Raw genomic sequence first — 21,235 nt, forward strand, 5'->3', positions numbered from 1 at the left:
GTATATAGACTACTACAACAATGAACGAATGAAAGCCCGCCTTAAAACGAGTCCTGTACTTTATCGAAAAAAGCTGGAAGAAGCTGCTTAATAACATAGGCGTGTCCAATTTTCGGGGGTCAGTACAGACGTCCGAGGAAGCTCACCGCGCTCCCACGGAAAGCGAGCCTTTCCCCGCCGCCCTGATCCCCCCAATGTCTCGAACTCAAGTCTTCAAGTATCCTGCCATATTGTTGAATAACTCACTTATAAATATCAACAACCACCTTTAACATAGCCAAATGAAAAAGTCTTACTTCTACTTCTCTTAAACAAAAAATCAGGCTGTCGAATTGCATGTTGTCGGCAGCCTGTCTCGCTATGAATTCCCTAAAGGAATTCGTCTTTAAATTCTTCATACCCTTCTTCCTCTAAATCTTCAACAGGAATGAACTGAAGAGCCGCAGAGTTCATGCAGTAACGCAGGCCTGTCGGCTCAGGGCCATCTGAGAACACGTGGCCTAGGTGCGAATCAGCTTCTTTACTTCTAATTTCCGTTCTCATCCCGAATATACCTGGATCATCTTTTTCTACAATGTTTTCTTTAGATAACGGTTTCGTAAAGCTCGGCCATCCTGTTCCTGAATCATATTTATCTTTTGAACTGAACAATGGTTCTCCAGAAACGATGTCTACGTAAATACCTTCATCTTTCAAGTCCCAATACTCATTATCATAAGCTTTTTCCGTACCGTCTTCCTGTGTAACTTCATATTGGATATCCGTTAACTTCTGCTTCAATTCTTCATCACTATAAAGCTTGTCTTTGGCATCTACTTTTTCATCACTAGAAGCTTGCTCGCTTCCTGCTATCCGGTCTATAACGCTCGGTCCCACAAAAACGGCTAATGCCCCAATGACAATGGAAGCTAACAAAATTTTATTCATATGAATCCCCCTTCTTTCAGACGAAGATGGCTTACTTACAATCTCATTTTACCATGAAGCATGCTTCTCAGTCAGTTTGGAGAGGTTTTATAATAGAAATGTCTATCCGTTACCCGATATAATGGATTAAACCATCAAAAAAAGGGGTATTCTTATGAATCGTAAACAAATAGAAGAAGAAATTATAAAAAAATATCAACAGGATGAACAAACGATGGTTCTCATATTTGCACAGTGGTGCATCAACCACGACCTTGATCCTAATAAACTGTATCAAAAAGCCTATCCTTTCCAACCAAACAACTCTACATTAGTAGAAGCAGTGGAACACACCGTGCCTAGAGAACAATCGGATGAGATTTCCAATGAGACACTGCTGACCGTATTATCACTTTTTGGAAACGATGACTTGGCTTTCGTAGTGAGTGAATACATGAATCATGGATAAGGACATACACTAGTTGCTGCTGATTTTTCGTAATGGATCGATACCGTATGAAGGTTCCTGGGTGGTTAGGAAGTGGAAAGAAGGAACTACCCTATCATTGATATGCGAATAGAATTTCGAGCTTTTCCCGGCTATAGAGCTTAGCGACTAACGAAATTTGTAAGTCAACGTCGGATCACTATGTTCTGGATTTTCTTTATCCCCGGCTGTTCAAACCAGCCTCTATGCACATGGAAAGCAAGTGATTTCCCGGACCATCAAGCTCTATACTTAGTAACGGAAACTTCCATGATATCTCGATAACAAGCCTTTAAGTTGAGGTAGCTAATATGAAAAACTACAACATTGAGATATGGAAGAAATGTAAGGATTAAATGTGCTATCGCTTGTCTCGTAACCCTATTACATTTGACTATAAAAAATATTCTGATAACATAATTAAAATATGAGCGATGGTCTTACCTCGCTTAAATTCAAAGACTTTACAGGATGGTGAAAGTATGACTTTACAAAATCAAACCAACGACCATACAACTCCCCTCAGGCACGATGTCAATTTACTCGGCAATATGCTCGGGGAAATTCTCGTCCACCACGGTGGAGACCAGTTACTTAATAAAGTCGAAACAATACGTAAATTAACTAAAGATCTCAGAAAAAATCAAGAAGCTCATACTTACAACTTATTAAAAGAAGAAATTCAGAACCTTCAACCCCCTTTGCGTTCCCAAGTTATCCGTGCTTTTTCAATTTATTTTCATCTCGTTAACATCGCTGAACAAAACCATAGGATTAGACGCCGCAGAGAATATCAGCTGAGAGATGACCATGGCGTCCAGCCTTATTCATTGGAAAGCGCTGTTTTGAATCTTAAAGAGAACAATATTGAAAAAGATGTGATACAAAATGTATTGAATGATCTTTCTTTAGAGTTAATCATCACTGCCCACCCTACAGAAGCAACAAAAAGAACAGTTCTTGAAATTCAAAAGCGGATCGCTAATATACTTATTAAATTGGACCAAAACAATCTCACAGCAAACGAAAGAGAAAATATAGAAGAGAGTCTTTTTAACGAAATTACAGTCCTGTGGCAGACAGACGAACTTCGTCACCGTAAACCAACGGTAATGGATGAAGTTCGAAATGGATTGTATTATTTCGATCAGACCCTATTTGATGTCCTGCCTGATATACATCAAGAATTAGAGAATCGTCTTGATGAAACTTACCCTGACGAAGAATGGTCGGTGCCCAACTTCTTGCATTTCGGTTCCTGGATAGGTGGAGACCGTGACGGAAATCCGAATGTGACACCTGAGATTACTTGGTCTACTTTAAAGAAACAGCGGGAGATCGTATTGAAGAAATATGAAGAAGTGCTCGTAGAATTGATGAAGCGGTTCAGTCACTCCACTACCCGCGTCAATGTAGGAGAAGATTTCATCAAGGCCGTTGAAAAAGAAGAGAAAACGATTCCAGAAAATAAAAGATGGCGGGTAGAGGCTGAGATTTATCGACGTAAGTTCGCCATCGTTTTGGAACGGCTTCGCCAGATAGGTCAATCAGACATAGGATACCCTTCAGCTGATGATCTGCTTGAAGATATTACTCACATTCAGAAAAATGTACAAGCGCATCACCCAGCTAAAAGGGATTTGAAAATGATGAAAAAGTTTGTACGTCAAGTGAATCTCTTCGGCTTCCATTTAGCTACCCTGGATATCAGAAATCATAGTGGCGAGCATGAAGCAGCAATTTCCGAGTTATTGAAAAAGGTGGACATCACTGAAAATTACTCAGACCTTCCAGAGGAAGAAAAAGTTCATCTTCTTGAGGAAGTGTTGAAAGACCCGCGTCCAATCTCACTACTGAATGAAGATTATACAGAAGAGACACAGGAGATGCTTAAAGTTTTCCAATTGATTCGCGAAGCTCATAGAGAATTCGGTAAGCGATCTATCCAAGTTTATTTAATTAGTATGACCGAATCGGCAAGTGACCTGCTTGAAGTACTCGTGTTAGCTAAAGAAGCAGGCATTTATCGACTACATGCTGATGGGACGGTGGAAAGCAATTTAGATGTGGCTCCACTGCTTGAAACAGTCGAAGATTTAAAAGCAGGACCTTCCATACTTGAAAAGCTGTTTAATATGGATGTTTACCATAAACATTTGAATCACCGTAATAACAATCAGGAAATCATGCTGGGATATTCTGACGGAAGTAAAGATGGAGGTACACTGACAGCTAACTGGAGATTGTATAAGGCTCAGCAGGAAATACACGAAATGGCTAAAGAGTACAACGTAAGTCTTAAATTCTTCCATGGACGCGGCGGCTCCCTTGGCAGAGGCGGCGGCCCATTGAATCGCAGCATCGCTTCCCAGCCTGTTGAAACGCTTGGAGACGGTGTCAAAATTACTGAACAAGGAGAAGTTTTGTCCTCCCGTTACCTTCTTACGGACATTGCTTATCGCAGCTTAGAACAAGGTGTTTCAACACTGCTTGAAGGTGCGGCGCATATTTCTAAAGAAACGGAGCAGACCAATCGTTCGGAGGAAAATTGGGAAGAAATTATGGAGGAAGCGGCTAATGTTTCGTTGGAGAAATACCAATCATTAGTGTTTAAAGACCAAGATTTTCTCACTTATTTCAATGAAGTCACTCCTCTGCAAGAGATCAGCGAACTCAATATCGGTTCACGCCCTATGAAGCGAAAAGACAGTACCAAATTTGAGAACTTGCGAGCCATTCCATGGGTGTTCGCCTGGACACAAAACAGGCAATTGATACCTGCATGGTATGCATCTGGAACAGGTCTAGCAGAATATGCCGACCGAAGCGATGAAAACTTATCCCATTTACAGCAAATGTATGAGAAGTGGCCTTTCTTCCGATCAACGGTTGATAATCTTCAAATGGCTCTGACTAAGGCAGATATTCAAACTGCTAAAGAATATACCACGCTGGCAAATGATGCTGAAATGGGCGAGCGGATCTTCAATAATATTGTCGAAGAATATGATAAAACAAAAGACATCTTGCTTAAGATTACAGGAGATGAAGAGCTGCTGGATCACCAGCCGACCATTCAGGAATCAGTACGCCTCCGTAACCCATACGTCGATCCTTTGAACTTCCTGCAAGTGGAATTGATCAAAGAACTGCGTTTGCTTGATGAAACAGGCACCAATGATGACTTATTAACTGAAGTATTACTCACCATCAGTGGAATAGCGGCTGGCCTGCGAAACACTGGTTGATCTATGGAACCTGGCAAAATTGCCAGGTTCTTTTTATCTTCCATAACTTGTACATAATTTCTCCTGAAAACAACAGACTAGACAAGAATATATCATTGGAGGGATTAACATGGATCAACAGCCACAAACAAATGGAACACAAGCTTCAAATAATATGGCTCCTATGGTCAGCCACGGAGGTCACGAATTATTTGATGCTCACGAAGTCATTGCTTCCACAATTAGTGTATTAGACCAGTATCAAATGTACGAACAGCATATTCAAGATGCTGAATTAAAAAAGATATTAACGAATCAAACGGAATTTCTTACTCAACTTTATAACATTATGGTCGAGTGTTTACAGACTGGACAAAAACCGTCGCAGTCTACTCACATCTACAACATGAGTCAAAATAACGATGTCGTCTACGGAATGAAACCTGGCCAGCCGAAGAAACCGAACCAATCCGTTAACGATTTAACGGATCAAGGGCTGTCAGCTTATATGCTAGGTCAAACAAAAGGATTAGCAGGCCTCATGTCGATGACGGCTCTTGAAATGACCAACCCTGTCATTCGCAGAGTGGTCGGAGATAGTGTTCCGAACTTAATTGAAATGAGCTATGAAATCTTCCTGTATCAAAATAAGCGAGGGTACTATCAGGTTCCTCAGCTGGCTGCACAGGATTTGACTCAAATGACGAACAGTTACGCACAAACTCCTGATCAAAGAATAAATTAAAAACATACAGCGAGCAGAAAAATTAAAAACTTTCTGCTCGCTGTTATCATTTATTCGATTATATTTTTTGGTAAGCGTCACTCAGCACTACTGCGAGAAAAGTACGTTTTGAATAACACCTTCATCTTCCCACACCGCATTCCCCGCTATTCTTCTTGACACATCTTATGCTTATAATCTGACATGATTTGAATATCGTACGGTGTAGTCCTGCAGCACCCCCCTATTAAACGTGCTCCCGTTTCAAACCATTTTTCTGTATAGGTCGCAATCGATAGGTCGTCCGCTTCACCCTTCCATGAATTTGTCTGCGCTACATACTCCTCGCCTGAATTAGGGTAGATAAGAATTGGTTTAGAAGTATTTTCAGAAATTTGTTGAACGAGTGAGCTAATGTATTGCGGTTTTGTACAATTTACCCCAATTGCCGCTATCTGACTGCAAGAATCTAACCATTTCGCACAGTCAGCAATACTATGTCCTTCACTAATGTGAAAATGATCCTTTGCACTGAAACTCATCCAAGCATAGACTTGCGGGAATTCTTTAAGTAAACTCACTAATACTTTTGCTTCACTAAAGCTGGGAAGTGTTTCGCATGCGATAACGTCGGCCCCTGCTTCTACCAGTGCTTTCATGCGTGGGCGATGAAAATCCTTTAAACCTTCTTCACTAATCGTGTAATTCCCACTATATTCTGAACCATCAGCTAAAACCGCACCATAAGGCCCTACAGAAGCTGCTACAAGCGGTTTTGAACGATTCAATCGGTTTCCGGCTTCTTCCCAAAACTCATCTCTCGCTTCTGCTGCCAAATAGACCGATTTCTTTATAAGTTCTATGCTTTCTCTTTCAGTCAATCCTCGATTCATGAATCCTTCTACCGATGCTTGATAACTTGCGGTAATGGCAACATCTGCTCCTGCTTTAAAATACTTCAAGTGAATCTGCTTGATTGACTCTGGCTGCTCTATCATGATCTGTGCTGACCATAAATCGTCGTTAAGATTGCAGCCTATAGCTTCGAGCTCCGATGCTAGTGCTCCATCAAGTACAACTAGTGGCTGCTCTTTCAATATATTATCTATCGGGTTCATAAATACCAGCTCCTTCTCTAAACTCAAAATAGTCGGCAATGTTCCATAATAAAGGTATTCTTTTGTTACAGTACATTTTCCCTGAAAAAGTTTTCTCTTCTATTCTTTATCCATTATTTGAAGCAGACACTGCAGTAGCAGCCGTGATCCCTGTAATCATAGCAGTCTGCTGTGCTTGCATAATAGCTTCCATTGTAGTCAACATCCCCGTTTCAACTAGACTGCTTCCTTTCAGACTTTCACTTACAGCAAGATTCACAGCTACTTTAAAATTGAGCTCTCTTTGCCATTTAAAGTGCCGCTGATTATCAAGTTTCAGTTTTAATTGTTTTGTATTCTCAAGTTCTATGTCCGTATGCTCGATTAGAGAAAGAAGACCGACTTCTGGATAATGTATAGGTTTAGGTTTAATAGAAGCGCGCTTTAATGACTCTAAAACCTCTATAGATCTTTTGATGTATACTTCCGGCTCTTCCTCTTTGCTTAACGAAAGAATATGGCTGAGAAATTGAAGGTCATTCCCTTTCCTGAATTTCGATGTATGGAGTTCTTTATAAAAATATTCTATCCTGGCAATTACATCTTTAACTGCACCTTCTCTTTCGGACAAAAGCACAGCCAATGGATAATCCTCGTTCGTCGTTATGAAAGGGTGTTCCTGGCGCATAGATTTATATATATATAGTGCTCGATCGATTTTATTTTCTATATGTGACGTTTCCACATTATCTGTCATCATGGCGAGCGCGGCAATGTAAGTAAAATTCCCTCTCTTAAAACCGCCTTCGACCAATTTATCATAATATGCGTTCAATATTTGGACTACTTCTTTCGGCTGCTCAAAACGTGTGTCAAGCATGGAAGCCACAGAGAATCGCAAATTCGAATTCAAGGGCGAGAACATTCCTGCATTTGTTTTAATGTGTTCACTTAGTTCTACGAACTCATTTATATTGAACGCTCTCTCTTTGATGACGTAAACGGATGATGCCATCATGAGGATCTTTTTATCGCACCACTTAATTTCATCATTCATTACATTAAAAATGTCTATATATTTTTCCAATTTTTCTGTTACCATTCAGATTTCTTCCTCCTCGTAAGTATGTTATAACTTTACGAGTAAAGGTACATAAAAGTTTCATTATTTAGTAAAAAGCCATTCTGGGAATGTCAGGTAGTTACTATACTTGGGATCAAATGTGAAAAAACAGCTAAATTCTGAAAAAGAAGTGTGTTTAACGCTATAAAATTGTCTTAATAAAACTAAAGCTCCCTCGTATGGTGGAAGACTCAGTTTCGAGACATAATGAGAATTTAGGACTCCGGGAAACGGATCGCTTTCCGCGGGGCGGGCGCTGAGCCTCCCCCAGGAGTCTCACCGTTTCCCTCCGCCCCTTTGCCTAATAAGTATATCGAAACCGCTTCAAGAAAAGGCGAAGATTGATGTTCTTATGGTGATTAGCTAACATGCTGCCATGTTGAAAACTTTGCTGTAGAGCGCAAAATTCTCACCAGACAGTCCTATAGAAGACGCTGCTTCTTGATAAAAGTTTTTTCCATTTACTTTGCATGGGGTGTTTGAGAAGCTGCTTGAATTCTTAAGTAAAAAAGCGCTGAAGCTTGATAGCACTCCAGTGGTCTATGCCAATTGTTCAGGTAGCTTACTTATTTAATTTCTCCGAATGTTGGTACATGAGAACTAATTTCTAAGTTCCGTCTCTCACATTTATATGAGGTGGTTTTATGAATGGGCGAGACTCCTAGCTTTGAATGCGGAAGCGCTTTGGTCAGCGGCGTATTGGACTGGACTGGGCTTTTGAAGATAAAAGAAACACGAGGAACGAAGAAGTACGATGTTTCCTTATCGAAAAAAAGTGGAGGAAGTCCCCTCGGTTACTATTTGTTGAGTTGAGCATGGAATAGAAGGTCTAAGAATTTTCTTATGATGTGGATGTCGAGAAGCGCATATATAGTGAAGGGCGGCGGGGAATGGTGAAGACTCCTGTGGGAAGCTCATCGCGCTCCCACGGAAAGCGAACCATTCCCCGCCGCCCTGATCCCCTCACCCAATGTGTGGAATCCAAGTCTTAAACTACCTTGCCCGTTTGTTCAAGACTAACCCTAACAAATTTCACAACATACTTGCTCTATAAAAACAACTAAAAAATAAGCACGTTTACAACAGCTATTTTTAATTACACTATAAGATTGCGACTTTATATGTTAATCCGATTAGTAATTCCCAATAATCGTTGATATACAAAGAAAAAACAGCAGACCAAATCCTTTGCGATTTGGTCTGCTGATTCGTATGCCTTAATACAGAAATAACACTGCTTACCTTAAAGTACCTGGGTTTTACTGTTTTTCATCAGCATAACTATACTTATCTTCTTCAGCTTTAACTTCTTTGTTTTTTTCTTTTCCTATAGAAGAAAGCATGTTCGTCACATCAAAACCTGTTAATTCTTTAAGCGGCTCATGCATATCCATCATCGTTTGCGTCACGCTTTTTCCGAAAGAAGGTACACCCTGACCATTTCCTGAATCGATGATTTTCACTGAATCGATATTGTTCAACGGCGCAGCAATTTTTTCAGCAAATAATGGAAGCATTTCGATCATTTTTTCTACGATAATTACGTCCCCGTGTTTTTCCATCGCTTCAGCGATCAGACGACGAGATTCTGCTTCCGCTCGACCTTTTTCACGAATGACTTCAGCATCAGCAAGTCCTTCTTCTTTCTTGATTCTAGCCTGTGCTTCCCCTGCGATAGAGGATTTCCGGGCTTCTGCTTCCGCATGTTTCGTTGTTTCGTAGGCTTGAGCATCCGCTTTTGCTTTCCTTACTTTTGCTTCTTCATCTTCAAGTTTAACTAAGCGTTCTCGTTCGATATGCTTTAAGTCCAACTCTTCTTCTTTTGCGCGACGCTTGATCTGTAAGTCTTCCTCCTGAACTTCTTTGGCAAGTTTTGTACGTTCCAATTCATAGGATTGTTCAGTCTGCGCACGCGCTCGTTCTGTTTCTTCTTTGAACGCCGCATCTTTAATATCTTTCTCTTTTCTTGACTGTGCAATGGCACTTTCCCGCTTGTATTCCTCTTCTTTAGCTTCCTGATCCGTACGAGCCACATGCATACGAGTTTCACGTTGACTGTTAGCTTCGGCTATTTCTGCCTGTTTACGAACTTCAGCAATACGCGGGCGGCCAAGGTTTTCTAAGTATCCATTATCTTTATCTGCATCGCGCAAATCAGTTAAGCCTAGTGATGTAATTTTAAAACCCATCTCATCTAACTGGCGCTGCGCAATATTAGTCACTTGCTCATTGAAACTTTCTCGGTCCTCATTAATTCCTTCTACAGTCATTTTAGAAAGAATAGCGCGTAGATTACTGCCTAGTACCTCAACAATTTCTTGTTCGATTTCATCTTGTTCTTTCCCTAAAAATTGCTCAGCATAATTGGCTATACCTTTTAAGCTGTCCGCTACTTTAATCATGGCAACGGCATCTGCTACAATTGGAACTCCTCCGTTCGTGTATACCTTAGGAGTTTCTAGCTTAAGCTGAAAACTCGTTAAATTCACTGGAGTCGAAGTCTGGAACATCTTTAACCGGTATCCGCCGCCTCGAATTATCTTCATAGAACGACCTTCATCATCTGTAAAAATGTTCGTTTCTTTGTCCGGATCACCAAGTTTCGGGCCAGTAATAATTAAAGCTTCGTTGGACTTGGCCGTTCGATACCTCAGTTTCAGCCAAAAGAATCCAACCACGGCAGCAATAGCAGCTACCACTAGAATGGGAATGATAATGATAAGCACACTTGCAACATTCATATGTAATTGTACCCCCTAAAAAAGAATTAGTTATAGTGTAACATTTTGTCTTAAAAAGAAAATACTTCTTAATAGATTTGTAGAAACTTATCTGAAAACATAAAAAATCGTCTCTACAACAAGACGACTTTTTTAAATATGACTGATTGCTTCTTTATAACGTTGATAGTAAGCCTCTACGTTATTTAAGAGAAGCAATTCCGTATATAAATAACTCTTCATATTGAAATCATTGAAATCAATATTCGTCAGCTCTTGAATTTGCTTAATTCGGTAGTTGAGCGTGTTCGGATGAATGAACAGTTCATTCGCTGTCTGTTTCGCTTTCCCATTATTGGCCAGATACACTTCCAAGGTCCGAAGCAAATTCGTCTGTTTATCAGTATCATTCATAATTAATTTCAATAAGTCTTCACTATAATAATCTTCAGAGCTGTTTTTTTCATACAAAGCAGCCAAATATCGATAAATACCGAGTTTTGCGAATTCTCTCGGCATTGACTCAGGGCGCGGTGTGATAAAGTTAGCTGTTTCAATGACTTCCAGGGCTTCAAGAAAACTTTTCCTTAAATAGTAAAGGGTTGTATACTCTTTCCCTACGCCGATCAGAAAATAATAGAACTCCTCTTCCCCTGTTTCATATTTAACATCATCAATGATGATTCTGCTTAAATTTCTTGATGAAAATTCACTCTCGGCATCCCCGTGAATGACAAGGATCATTTGGAATTCCGTTTTTAAATAATGCACGGACTTCTTATGGCTTTGTACCACTTTCTCCAAGTAATCTAATAAGTATTTATGCTGAGGGGTCGTGACTGAAAATACCATAACAGAAAAACGTTCCGGGAGAGTGAGTTTGGCTAATGAAGCATCATGACGTATCTGACTTTCACTGCCGTACTCATGATGAAGCAGTTTCCAAAGCAGCTCTTCCCTGCGTCCTTCTTTTGCATTCACTCTGGCATATACGTCATAGATGAGTTTACCCAAATGAGGAGTGATCTCTTCTAATAAAACCAGTTCCTCACTAGTTAGAAGCTCATCAGATTCCTGAACCCAAATGTACCCCATTGTGTGGCCCAAGTGTTTTGCAGAAATGACGATTCGCTGATGGAAGCCGAACTCTTCGATTGGCTGAATGCGGATTGGGTCGGGGCGTTTTTCAAGACGCTGCACAATCCCTTCTTTTTTTAGACGGTCGATTATAAAAATCGGACATTTTTTTGATAAAATCGTTTTTTGCTGCGTAAGATCGAATTCATCAAAGGATGAACTATAGGAAATCAGTTCAAAATTTTTATTTTCGATTATTACGGGTTTTCCTAGAGCGGAACTGATTAATTCGGTTGCCTTATGAATATCCTCTACTTGGAGGATCAAATCCTTTACTTCCATATAAATCCTTACCTTTCCAAGCACTCACTTATTAAAGGCTCCTTCCAACCCCTATTCATCTCTAATAAAAGCAACGATTCTCTTTATGAAAATCAACAGCTTATTATTAAAACAACAAGGAATGATAACCTGACCTTGAATAAATTAATGGACTAGTCTTCCACTATTATAGCGAGTTCTTGTACAAAGAAAAAGAAAAACGAAAAAAAAGCCCTCAAAAATGAGGGCTTCTTAGCATCAATTATTTAACTTTAATATTTTTCAGAGATTGTTTTGGCTTGCATGTGCAGGGCAAGATAATCTGGCCCGCCAGCTTTAGAGTCCGTACCGGACATTTTAAAGCCGCCAAATGGCTGGTATCCTACAATTGCGCCCGTGCAATTACGGTTGAAGTAAAGGTTTCCTACATGGAAATCTCTCTTCGCTTTTTCTAAATGGTCGCGGTTATCAGAGATGACAGCACCTGTTAAGCCATACTCAGTATTATTGGCAATATCGATCGCTTCATCAAAGTTTCTCGCTTTTGTGAAACAAACGACTGGTCCGAAAATCTCTTCTTGCTGCATACGGGCGTCAGGAGCAAGGTCCGCGAATACAGTTGGTTCGATGAAATACCCTTTGGAATCGTCACCTTTACCACCTGTTACTAGACGCCCTTCCTCTTTCCCTATTTCAATGTAGCTCATAACCTTATCAAAAGCACCCTGATCAACTACAGGTCCCATATATACGTTTTCTTCAGATGCGTTGCCTACCGTTAATTTTTCAGTACGCTCTTTTACCATTTGAAGCAATTCATCGTACACATCTTCATGAACTACTGCTCTTGAACCTGAAGAACATTTTTGTCCGGAGAAACCGAATGCTGAGACGACAATCGCTTCTGCAGCTGTCTCAAGGTTGGCATTGCTGTCGACAACCACAGTATCTTTACCGCCCATTTCAGCAATTACTTGTTTAAGGTGCTTCTGCCCCTCTTTCACTTCAGCTGCCTTCTGCATGATGCGAGTACCAACATCACGAGAACCTGTGAAGGATATCAATGCAGTCTTAGGGTGATCGACTAAATAATCCCCCACTTCACCACCGCTGCCAGGCACGAAATTCAGTACGCCTTTAGGAAGTCCTGCTTCTTCAAGCACTTCCACAAATTTAGCAGCGATAACCGGGCTGTTACTTGCAGGTTTCAGCACAACAGTACTTCCTGTTACAAGTGGAGCTACAGCCGTACCAGCCATAATCGCGAAAGCTAAGTTCCAAGGAGGAATGACTACAGCTACCCCTGTAGAAGTATAAATATAGCGGTTTTGTTCACCAGGACGACTTTCGATTGGTTTACCATCTTTCAGCTCGATCATTTGGCGACCATAATATTCAAGGAAATCGATCGCTTCAGCGGTATCAGCATCGGCTTCTTTCCATGGCTTTCCAACTTCATACACTAGATAAGCTGAGAATTCATGTTTTCTTCGGCGGATGATGCTTGCTGCTCTAAAAAGAAGTTCAGCACGTGCACGTTCATCCCACTTTCTCCAATCTTCAAAAGCAGTCGCTGCTGCTTCTACAGCTTTCTCAGCAATTTCCTGATTAGCTTTGGAAACCGTACCAACAATCTCTTTCGTATTCGCAGGGTTAGTTGAAACAATCTCCTGGTCCGTTCTAATTCTTTGACCGTCAACTAATAAATCATGTTTCTGTCCTAATTCCTGTTTTACTTTTTTCAATGCATCCTCAAATGCCTTTTTGTTTTCCTCGATTGTAAAATCTGTGAATGGTTCGTGTTTGTAAGCTGTTACCATAGTAAAATTCCCCTTTCGAAATGATTTATTTTTTTAAAATTCCTTTAACCGCAAAAGCCACATTGGCAGGTCTCTCGGCCATACGCCTCATGAAATACCCATACCAATCTTCTCCATAAGGTAAATATACTCGAACGGTATATCCCTCCTGGACTAACTTTTTCTGCGTTTCATTCCTCATACCATAGAGCATTTGGAATTCATATTGGTCTTTGGAAATCCCTTGTTCTTCTGCTAGATTCTTTGTGTACTCAATCATAGCATCGTCATGACTTCCTACTGCAGTATAGTGGCCGTTTAATAAATTTTTCTTTATTAAACGCTTTAAGTTTTCATCCACCATAGATTTTTCGGAATATGCGACTTTGCCAGATTCTTTGTAAGCTCCCTTGACAAGTCTTAAATAGGGATTAGTTTCATCTAAAGCATCTAAGTCTTCATCTGAACGAAACAGATACGACTGAATCACTGTTCCAAGATTTTCATACTCCTCTTTCAGTGTCTTATATATATCAAGTGTAGCTCCACACCTAGAGGAATCTTCCATATCAATGGTAACTGTAACTCCATGCTGTTCGGCTACTTGTAAAATCAGCCTCATATTTTCCATGACCAAATCTTCACTAATGTCCAAGCCTAGAGAAGTCAACTTTAGAGAAACTTCTGAATTCAATTGATGCGAGGCGATGGCCTGAATCGTATAGACACATTCTTTCGCTCTCTCCCTCGCTTCTTTTTTTGAATTCACAAATTCTCCTAAATGGTCAACGGTCACTTGTAAACCATCATGGTTTAACTCTTTAATTAACGGTATTGCCTGGGAAAATGTTTCTCCCCCTACAATCTTGTCAGCCCCAAATCTAGTTCCATACCGCTTAGCTAAGCGATCTAACAACTTGTTATTGGAAAGGAATAAGAAAAAATTCTTACTTATGGCTTCCAAGATCACCACACCCTTTCTTCCATACTAATATTTAAACCATGTGGATTTATGATGGAATTCATAGAATTAAATCTATTAAGAAAATTATAACGATTATTGCCGCATAATGACAACGTGTCCAATTCACAAATATATGACGTCCCTATTGTGCGATGCACACAAAATTGGATCTAAACGGTAAAAACTGAGCAAAAAAGGTTTAATCGGATTGCTTTCATATTCAGGGTTAAAACATTTGGTCTTAAAAATAGTTTAAGTCAACAATTTTTTTAAAAAGGTATTGTTAATTTAATCCTTTTACAATATCTCCTCTGAAAGATAACTGAATCTAGTCCGTCATTTCGAGAAGACATGTTTGAAATATCATGCTAGAGATGAAGTAAATTCCAATTCTTCTTCGCATAATTAACTCACCGCAAAGATAAACTACATGTTAAGGAATTAAGGGATTTGCGACTTTTTACTTACATCACGCAACCCTTATTAGTAAGCGGCGTAATGGAAAGCTCACTTAGAAACAGGAGGATATCATGGGGCACAACATCCGAAATGCATTGGCAGTTATTCTATGTACGATTATTTTTACGATCCATATTCCGCAGGTAAGCGCTGATACCAAAGACTTTCCTTCTTTACCTGCCCATTCTCAAAAATCTACTGAAGATAAAAATAAAAAATCGCCATATGACTACACACTCGTATGGATGACAGATACTCAGTATTACGCAAAAAACTATCCCTACATATATTTGAATATGGTGGAGTGGATAGCAAATAATAAAGAAAAACTTAATATTCCGTATGTTTTCCATACTGGAGATATAGTAAATACTTGGAATGATGAAGAGCAATGGCAGCATGCTAACAAAAATATGAAAGTTTTAGAAAGCGCTAAAGTGCCTTACGGGATTCTGGCGGGCAATCATGACATCGATCCAAATAACAATGGTTATTCTCAATTCTCGAAGTATTTTGGTTCAGCCCGATTTGAACGTAATTCATACTACGGGGATTCTTATAAAGACAACCGTGGCCATTACGATTTGATCAATGTTAAAGGAAATGAATTTATTATGATTTATATGGGCTGGGGAATTGGCGAGAAGGAGGTCGAATGGATGAAAGGGATTGTAGAAAAATACCCGGACCGCATCGCTTTTATTGGCCTCCATGATTATTTAACTGGCTCAGGTAAACGAAGCCGGATCGGCCAGCTCGTTTACGATCAAGTTATCAGGCCAAATAAAAATGTAGCGGCTATACTAAGCGGGCATTATTATGGCAGTGAAACTTTGGTCGATCACATAGACGATGATGGAGATGGGAAACCTGACCGGAAGATATATCAGATGCTCGCCAATTATCAAAGCGGACCAGAAGGCGGGCAAGGTTATTTACGTTTATTACAAGTGAAGCAGAAAGAAAATAAAATCCATGTAAAGACTTATTCTCCTTATTTGAATGGCTATAATTTCTACGATAACGAGAAGTATCCTGGAAAAGATGAATTTTATATGGAGATTCCACTCGAAGTTAAGAAACATAAGTTTAGATGGACCAGTGATTAATAAATAAATTATTGGTCTATTCGTTTCTCCTGCGTAAAAGCATCATCTCTTCTATAGGAGAAGGTTAGAGACGACTATTCTTTACTTTCACTGCTTTAGTGGCCATAAAGCACTTGATGTATTGGTCAATCAATCTAATTCCACCAAAATCATCTTCATAAAAACCTGTGAGAGCGAACCCAGCGTCTATTTGACCTTGAATTTGATCTTCAAGAGAATGACCAAACTCGAGCGCTTCATTATTTTCTTCTAGTTTTAGGAGAGCATCTTTTGACAGATGATTTTTGGATGAAAAGGGAATCGAGTATTTGACATCTAATACCCCTTTCTCTTCTTGTTCGTCATCAAATAAGTAAAGAAGAGGATTTGTAAAACCAGCAATCATAGTTCCATTAGTTTTTAATACTCGTGAAGCTTCTTTCCACACTGGTAATACATTTTCTACAAACACGTTGGATACTGGATGAACAATGATATCGAACATTTCATCATTTAGTTTGCTCAAATCAGACATCTCAGCCTTCAGTGTCTCAATTTTTAAATTCTCTCTTTCAGCTACCATTCGATCTTGTTCCAGTTGTTTCTCAGATAAATCGACTACAGTCACCGCAGCACCTGCAGCGGCGAGTATTGGAGCTTGCTGACCGCCACCTGAAGCAAGGCATAAGATACGAAGTCCTTTTAAATCGTCAGGAAACCAATCACGAGGTACCGCTCTTTTTGTAGTAACAGATATGCTCCAATTTCCTTTTTTACTTTCAGCGACCTCCTCTCCACTTACTGCTTTCGTGTACGTCACACCTTCTTCAACTTTTTTGTCCCAGGCTTTACTGTTGTGACTTACCGTTTCCATTTACTTCTCCCCTTCTTAATCAACTTCTTCTTTAATGTAAGGCTTTGTGAAATTATATTTTGGATTCTGTGATCGACTGGATCTCCAGTTATCGTTATCACCAACATCATATACCAGAAAATATAGTAAAAAAAACCTCTAATTCCTTAAATAGGATCAGAGGGTTACAAATACTAGCCTTTAATATCCCGTTTTCGATAGAACAGCAATCCTGCTGCCATAAATAACGCAGCAACTATAGTCAAAATAAATACATTTGTATATTGCATTTCATCTACAGGCAGTTGGGGGATATGAGCAAAAGGGGATAAATTCGTCACCCACTCAGGAAACTGAAACAACCCTCCTAAATAAACGGTGATAAATGAATATCCTAAATATAACCAAGCGATGCTGCTTAAAGAGGGCTTAACACCTACAAGGAAAACTGCCATTCCTATCATGACCCACATGGCAGGTAAATAAACGATGCCCGCCTGATAAAATGTGGCTAAATCAATCGGGTCTTCCATTACTGCCAAGCCGGCCATTCCCATCCCAAAAGCCGCCAGTGACAGCATTACAAAACTGTTCACTAATGCTATTAAAAGGTAACTACCCATCAGCCGCCAGCGCGATACCGAACGGCTCAGCAAGTGTTCCACTCTATTCTTATTTTCTTCGCCTTTAAGTTTAAAGACAGCCATCAGCGGGGGAATCGTACAAATCATTGATATAACAGCCATAAGCAGTGTTATGAATTGTTCTGTTAAAGAAAAACCATCCACAGGACGCAGGAGATCCGTCATCATGTCGTTACTTTCAAAAAACGAATCCAAATCTCCCAACACCGATCCATATGAAAGCCCTAAAATTAACATTCCTGCCGCCCAAGAGATAATACCCGTTCTCTGAAGTCTTAATGCGAGACCAAACGGGCTTTGTAAAAAGGCGGAAGCGTTTCTCTTGCCGGCTCTTGTAGGCAGGAACCCGGACTGTAAATCTCTGATAGAGCTTAAATAGAAAGCAGCAATAAAAATGACAACAGCCACTGCAGCCATCAGAAAAACAGGCCACCAGATATCAGATACATAAACCTCAGTCCGAGTTACCCACCCCAATGGTGAGAACCAGGCTAATGTTTCGTTACTGACATCTCCTATAGCGCGTATGAGGTATGCCGCTCCAAGCACACTCATCGATAAACCTGCCACACCTCTGCCACTTTCCGAGACTTGAGCAAAAAGAGCAGTAACTGAGGTGAAAAAGATCCCTGTAGCAGTTAATACGGCTCCATAAAGCAGCGAACCTTCTACGTCTACACTTTCTATATTCATAAAAATTAAACCCGTAGCTGTCAGTAATCCTAAAACTATATGGACACCAACCATTACAAGCGATGTAGATGCTAAAGTGGACAATCGACCCGTCGGTAAGGAGCGAATGAGTTCGATTTGTCCATCTTCCTCTTCCGTCCTAGTATGACGGGCAACAATTAAAATACTCATCATACCTACAACAACTGCACTCAACAATAACATTTGATGCGCCATCATAGCTCCGAAAGTATAGTTGTTTATTCCGTAACCAATTCCCACCATCGCTACCATGGCTGGGTTGACCATCGTCTCAGCCATAGCCATTCTTTCTTGATCACTTGAATATAGAGAAGTGAAAGAAAAAGCCACTAGTAACGTAAATCCGATGATCGAAATAAGCCAAATAGGAATCTTGAAACGATCCTGCCGCAGAATGAATGTGGACAATATGCCCGTTTTTTCATAAAGTTTACTTGACATTATTGACCGCCCCCTAAGTGAGTGGATGCCTCCGTCCCTTCATAATGACGCATAAATAAATCTTCTAAAGTGGGAGGAGCGCTCTCTATCTTTAGGACTCCGAATGAACTAGCATACTGGATAACTTCATCCATATGTTCTGAATCCACTTGAAAGGACACTCCTCCGGCTTTGTCAGCGACGTCATGAACACCTTTCACTTCACTCAAGCCTTTCATTGGCTCTTTCGTTTCCATATAGAGAGTAGTTCTCGTCAAATGGCGCAGTTCTTTGAGTGAACCGGTTTCAATGATCCTCCCCTGTCTAATAATTCCGATTTGGTCACACAGCTTTTCAACCTCGGATAAAATATGACTGGACAGCAAAACACTTTTTCCGTTTTTCTTTGCTTCTAATACACAGTCCTGAAAAACTCGCTCCATAAGAGGATCTAAGCCTGAGGTAGGTTCATCCAAGATATAAAGATCCGCATCAGAAGCGAATGCAGCTATGAGTGCTACCTTTTGGCGATTCCCCTTTGAATACGCCCTACATTTCTTAGAAGGATCGAAATCAAATTTACGGATCAGCTCTTCCCGAAGGGTTTGTTGTTTTGCTCCCCTAAGTTTCATGAAAAGATCGATGACTTCTCCACCCGTCAAGTTGGGCCATAGATTCACATCTCCAGGTACATACGCTATTCGCTTATGGATATCAACCGCTTCCTCCCATGCATCTTTTCCGAAAATTCGAGCTTCTCCTTCAGTAGCTTTTAAAATACCGAGCAACACACGGATCGCGGTAGATTTCCCTGCCCCATTTGGTCCTATGAATCCGTAAATCTCCCCTTCATTCACTTCCAGGTCAATTCCATCCAGAGCTTTGAAGTTTCCATATTTTTTTGTTAAGTTTTTCGTTTTCAGGATAGCCATACTATGCATCCCTTCCTTTTGAATAGAAGCTCGTTTTTAAAATTTCAAGATATACGAAAAATTCTTCCCAGTAGGGATCAAAATTTATTTCCGAAAAATTCTTCCCATACAATTCTTGTTTTAATTTATTTTGATAGCCTTCTATCGCCCACTGGATCAATTGGAATGCTTTATCCACTTCAATATCATCTCTGAACAAGGAGTAATCTATATTTTCGTATAACCTGGAATAACCAAGCTCCTGTAATCGGTTAAACTTAGGTTTGAGCTTATCGGGGATATGCTCCTCTCCCTTTAAAAGTACAGTTCCCATAAAATTATATACATCTGGATACTCAGCAAAGGCGGCCATTTTAATTATGGCTGCCTGCTTAAAGCGTTCAATGACGTCTTTCTGCTCAATATCTATTTTAAGAAGGTATTCATCGATCGTAATATCAAAACAAAAATCGATCAGGTAGTTATAAAGTTCTTTTTTATTCTTAAAATAATAAAACAGCATCCCTTTTCCGATATTTGCTTTTTTAACAATTGAATTCGTCGAAGCCAATTCAAACCCTTTTTCAGAAAACTCCTGAAAAGCGGCGTTCAAAATCCGAGTTTTTTTATCTCTGTCTAAGTTTTGGAACTTTTTCAAAAAAGAGTTCCCCCCTTACCTGGAAGTTTTAGACCAACCTGGTCGATTACATTATATTCTTTTAGACCAGTCTGGTCAACTTTTATTTTTTTAGGTAAAACGTAATAGTTGCACGTAATTCTTATAAATAACACAAAAAGGCTTGCCTGATATCCAGACAAGCTTACAACCTTCTTTGAATATATTTACTTAAAGGTTCCTTAGTCGATTCCTACGACTACAGGAATCGTTTAACGTATTTTGAACATGCAGAAAAATGCCGATGAAGAGCAAGGTCTAAGGGGTTAAGTTGGAGTCCAAAAAGGTAACATGTCAGTGTACATCTTAATAATTCTTACTTTTTATTCTTGTGAGTGTAACAACCTATATCTTTCTGTTTCCTAATTATGTATACTTAAATAAAAATTGTAAAGGCGGGCTTGCTTTGAATAGACATCGAATCGCAAGTGTTCTAGTGACGGCTATTTGGTGCATCCTTATCGCTCAAATTCCCGCCTTAGACTTTCAAGGTACATCATTAGAAGATGTTTTCTCCAAGCAACATACCTCGATTAATGAGAGTATTCTTGTTAATACGCCCGCTCCTCAAAAAGGAAAGATACAAGATTCTTTCACTTACCTTATTTTACCTCCCGATGATTATAAGTTTTACTTCATTTCACTCAGGAACCAGTTCCCATCAATTATCTCTTTGATTCCTGACGCGGTCACCTTCATGAAACATCATTCCAATTACTTCTCTGCCAATTAACGATTTCATTATTTCCTTTTTTAAGGGCTTATTTAACATGTCCAAAAATAAAGAACATATAGTAAAGGGTGTAGACAACCAAAATGAAATCAATAATAAATTCCATTAATAAAGAGATGATCGAATGTTTCCTTATGATTTTTACAGTATTCACTTTATTTTTCAGTGTACTGGTTATTTCGGGAATGGTGTTCGGAGTGAACTGGGAACAATATATTCCTGATTTCTCATGGAGAATGGTTAACACAAAAGAGATGAAAGACCTGCTCACTTTATAACAACATCATCGTTG

At 39.7% G+C, this 21,235-nt stretch carries 19 protein-coding genes; 8 read left to right on the forward strand and 11 right to left on the reverse strand.

Annotated elements, in window-relative coordinates; genetic code table 11:
• Positions 1-4 precede the first annotated feature (4 nt).
• Positions 5-91 carry a hypothetical protein gene (locus LF817_RS20455; protein ID WP_371925099.1) on the forward strand — a complete coding sequence of 29 codons (87 nt, stop codon included), beginning with the start codon at positions 5-7 and terminating at the stop codon, positions 89-91.
• 278 nt (positions 92-369) lie between these two features.
• On the opposite strand, the gene msrB is transcribed toward LF817_RS20455, so the two are convergent.
• Positions 370-927 carry a peptide-methionine (R)-S-oxide reductase MsrB gene (msrB, locus tag LF817_RS18270; protein ID WP_253937251.1) on the reverse strand — a complete coding sequence of 186 codons (558 nt, stop codon included), beginning with the start codon at positions 925-927 and terminating at the stop codon, positions 370-372.
• A 154-nt stretch (positions 928-1,081) separates the two neighbouring features.
• On the opposite strand from msrB, the gene LF817_RS18275 reads away from it, so the two are divergent.
• The 3 genes from LF817_RS18275 (at position 1,082) to LF817_RS18285 (ending at position 5,365) form a co-directional block, all read left to right on the forward strand.
• Complete coding sequence (locus LF817_RS18275; protein WP_253937252.1) at positions 1,082-1,375, forward strand: hypothetical protein; 294 nt, start codon at positions 1,082-1,084, stop codon at positions 1,373-1,375.
• A 500-nt stretch (positions 1,376-1,875) separates the two neighbouring features.
• Positions 1,876-4,641, forward strand: a complete 2,766-nt coding sequence (ppc, locus tag LF817_RS18280; RefSeq protein ID WP_253937253.1) for a phosphoenolpyruvate carboxylase — start codon at positions 1,876-1,878, stop codon at positions 4,639-4,641.
• Between the two features lie 109 nt (positions 4,642-4,750).
• Positions 4,751-5,365: a spore coat protein gene (locus LF817_RS18285; RefSeq protein ID WP_253937254.1), complete on the forward strand. Its 615-nt coding sequence runs from the start codon at positions 4,751-4,753 to the stop codon at positions 5,363-5,365.
• A 146-nt stretch (positions 5,366-5,511) separates the two neighbouring features.
• Here LF817_RS18285 and mmuM read toward each other — a convergent pair whose 3' ends face one another.
• Positions 5,512-6,462 (reverse strand): homocysteine S-methyltransferase, encoded by a 951-nt coding sequence (gene mmuM, locus LF817_RS18290; protein ID WP_253937255.1) that lies wholly within the window; start codon positions 6,460-6,462, stop codon positions 5,512-5,514.
• Between the two features lie 106 nt (positions 6,463-6,568).
• Positions 6,569-7,543: a DUF4003 family protein gene (locus LF817_RS18295; protein ID WP_253937256.1), complete on the reverse strand. Its 975-nt coding sequence runs from the start codon at positions 7,541-7,543 to the stop codon at positions 6,569-6,571.
• 669 nt (positions 7,544-8,212) lie between these two features.
• Here LF817_RS18295 and LF817_RS18300 point away from each other — a divergent pair.
• Positions 8,213-8,377 (forward strand): hypothetical protein, encoded by a 165-nt coding sequence (locus LF817_RS18300; RefSeq protein WP_253937257.1) that lies wholly within the window; start codon positions 8,213-8,215, stop codon positions 8,375-8,377.
• 446 nt (positions 8,378-8,823) lie between these two features.
• On the opposite strand, the gene LF817_RS18305 is transcribed toward LF817_RS18300, so the two are convergent.
• The 4 genes from LF817_RS18305 to LF817_RS18320 form a co-directional block, all read right to left on the reverse strand.
• Positions 8,824-10,305 (reverse strand): flotillin family protein, encoded by a 1,482-nt coding sequence (locus tag LF817_RS18305; protein WP_253937258.1) that lies wholly within the window; start codon positions 10,303-10,305, stop codon positions 8,824-8,826.
• Between the two features lie 132 nt (positions 10,306-10,437).
• Entirely contained in the window at positions 10,438-11,703 is a 1,266-nt protein-coding gene (locus LF817_RS18310; RefSeq protein ID WP_253937259.1) for a PucR family transcriptional regulator, read from the reverse strand.
• Between the two features lie 251 nt (positions 11,704-11,954).
• The gene (pruA, locus tag LF817_RS18315) at positions 11,955-13,502 is read right to left on the reverse strand and encodes an L-glutamate gamma-semialdehyde dehydrogenase (RefSeq protein ID WP_253937260.1); all 1,548 of its coding nucleotides are present in this window, start codon (positions 13,500-13,502) and stop codon (positions 11,955-11,957) included.
• 25 nt (positions 13,503-13,527) lie between these two features.
• Positions 13,528-14,445: a proline dehydrogenase family protein gene (locus LF817_RS18320; protein WP_253937261.1), complete on the reverse strand. Its 918-nt coding sequence runs from the start codon at positions 14,443-14,445 to the stop codon at positions 13,528-13,530.
• A 530-nt stretch (positions 14,446-14,975) separates the two neighbouring features.
• On the opposite strand from LF817_RS18320, the gene LF817_RS18325 reads away from it, so the two are divergent.
• Positions 14,976-16,013 (forward strand): metallophosphoesterase, encoded by a 1,038-nt coding sequence (locus LF817_RS18325; RefSeq protein ID WP_253937262.1) that lies wholly within the window; start codon positions 14,976-14,978, stop codon positions 16,011-16,013.
• A gap of 64 nt (positions 16,014-16,077) precedes the next feature.
• Here LF817_RS18325 and LF817_RS18330 read toward each other — a convergent pair whose 3' ends face one another.
• The 4 genes from LF817_RS18330 to LF817_RS18345 all read right to left on the reverse strand — a co-directional run bounded on the left by LF817_RS18330 (position 16,078) and on the right by LF817_RS18345 (position 20,192).
• Positions 16,078-16,866, reverse strand: a complete 789-nt coding sequence (locus LF817_RS18330; protein WP_253937263.1) for a class I SAM-dependent methyltransferase — start codon at positions 16,864-16,866, stop codon at positions 16,078-16,080.
• Positions 16,867-17,039: 173 nt separating this feature from the next.
• Positions 17,040-18,644, reverse strand: coding sequence for an ABC transporter permease (locus LF817_RS18335; protein ID WP_253937264.1), 1,605 nt, complete (start codon positions 18,642-18,644; stop codon positions 17,040-17,042).
• The gene (locus LF817_RS18340) at positions 18,644-19,555 is read right to left on the reverse strand and encodes an ABC transporter ATP-binding protein (protein WP_253937265.1); all 912 of its coding nucleotides are present in this window, start codon (positions 19,553-19,555) and stop codon (positions 18,644-18,646) included. Before LF817_RS18340 ends, LF817_RS18335 begins: the two co-directional genes overlap by 1 nt.
• 1 nt (position 19,556) lies before the next feature.
• Positions 19,557-20,192, reverse strand: coding sequence for a TetR/AcrR family transcriptional regulator (locus LF817_RS18345; protein WP_253937266.1), 636 nt, complete (start codon positions 20,190-20,192; stop codon positions 19,557-19,559).
• Between the two features lie 424 nt (positions 20,193-20,616).
• Between LF817_RS18345 and LF817_RS18350 the strand changes: the two genes are divergently transcribed.
• Complete coding sequence (locus LF817_RS18350) at positions 20,617-20,943, forward strand: hypothetical protein (protein WP_253937267.1); 327 nt, start codon at positions 20,617-20,619, stop codon at positions 20,941-20,943.
• An 83-nt stretch (positions 20,944-21,026) separates the two neighbouring features.
• Positions 21,027-21,221: a hypothetical protein gene (locus LF817_RS18355; protein ID WP_253937268.1), complete on the forward strand. Its 195-nt coding sequence runs from the start codon at positions 21,027-21,029 to the stop codon at positions 21,219-21,221.
• Positions 21,222-21,235 lie beyond the last annotated feature (14 nt).

Source organism: Halobacillus sp. A1 (assembly GCF_024189295.1).
Lineage (GTDB): Bacteria > Bacillota > Bacilli > Bacillales > Halobacillaceae > Halobacillus_A.

What these genes read in the sequence shown, in the direction of transcription:
- msrB (WP_253937251.1), bottom strand. Translation starts at nt 927, where the DNA reads ATGAATAAAATTTTGTTAGCTTCCATTGTCATTGGGGCATTAGCCGTT.
- LF817_RS18300 (WP_253937257.1), top strand. Translation starts at nt 8,213, where the DNA reads ATGGGCGAGACTCCTAGCTTTGAATGCGGAAGCGCTTTGGTCAGCGGC.
- LF817_RS18335 (WP_253937264.1), bottom strand. Translation starts at nt 18,644, where the DNA reads ATGTCAAGTAAACTTTATGAAAAAACGGGCATATTGTCCACATTCATT.
- LF817_RS18340 (WP_253937265.1), bottom strand. Translation starts at nt 19,555, where the DNA reads ATGGCTATCCTGAAAACGAAAAACTTAACAAAAAAATATGGAAACTTC.
- LF817_RS18330 (WP_253937263.1), bottom strand. Translation starts at nt 16,866, where the DNA reads ATGGAAACGGTAAGTCACAACAGTAAAGCCTGGGACAAAAAAGTTGAA.
- ppc (WP_253937253.1), top strand. Translation starts at nt 1,876, where the DNA reads ATGACTTTACAAAATCAAACCAACGACCATACAACTCCCCTCAGGCAC.
- LF817_RS18275 (WP_253937252.1), top strand. Translation starts at nt 1,082, where the DNA reads ATGAATCGTAAACAAATAGAAGAAGAAATTATAAAAAAATATCAACAG.
- LF817_RS18310 (WP_253937259.1), bottom strand. Translation starts at nt 11,703, where the DNA reads ATGGAAGTAAAGGATTTGATCCTCCAAGTAGAGGATATTCATAAGGCA.
- LF817_RS18285 (WP_253937254.1), top strand. Translation starts at nt 4,751, where the DNA reads ATGGATCAACAGCCACAAACAAATGGAACACAAGCTTCAAATAATATG.
- LF817_RS18325 (WP_253937262.1), top strand. Translation starts at nt 14,976, where the DNA reads ATGGGGCACAACATCCGAAATGCATTGGCAGTTATTCTATGTACGATT.
- mmuM (WP_253937255.1), bottom strand. Translation starts at nt 6,462, where the DNA reads ATGAACCCGATAGATAATATATTGAAAGAGCAGCCACTAGTTGTACTT.
- LF817_RS18355 (WP_253937268.1), top strand. Translation starts at nt 21,027, where the DNA reads ATGAAATCAATAATAAATTCCATTAATAAAGAGATGATCGAATGTTTC.
- LF817_RS18295 (WP_253937256.1), bottom strand. Translation starts at nt 7,543, where the DNA reads ATGGTAACAGAAAAATTGGAAAAATATATAGACATTTTTAATGTAATG.
- pruA (WP_253937260.1), bottom strand. Translation starts at nt 13,502, where the DNA reads ATGGTAACAGCTTACAAACACGAACCATTCACAGATTTTACAATCGAG.
- LF817_RS18305 (WP_253937258.1), bottom strand. Translation starts at nt 10,305, where the DNA reads ATGAATGTTGCAAGTGTGCTTATCATTATCATTCCCATTCTAGTGGTA.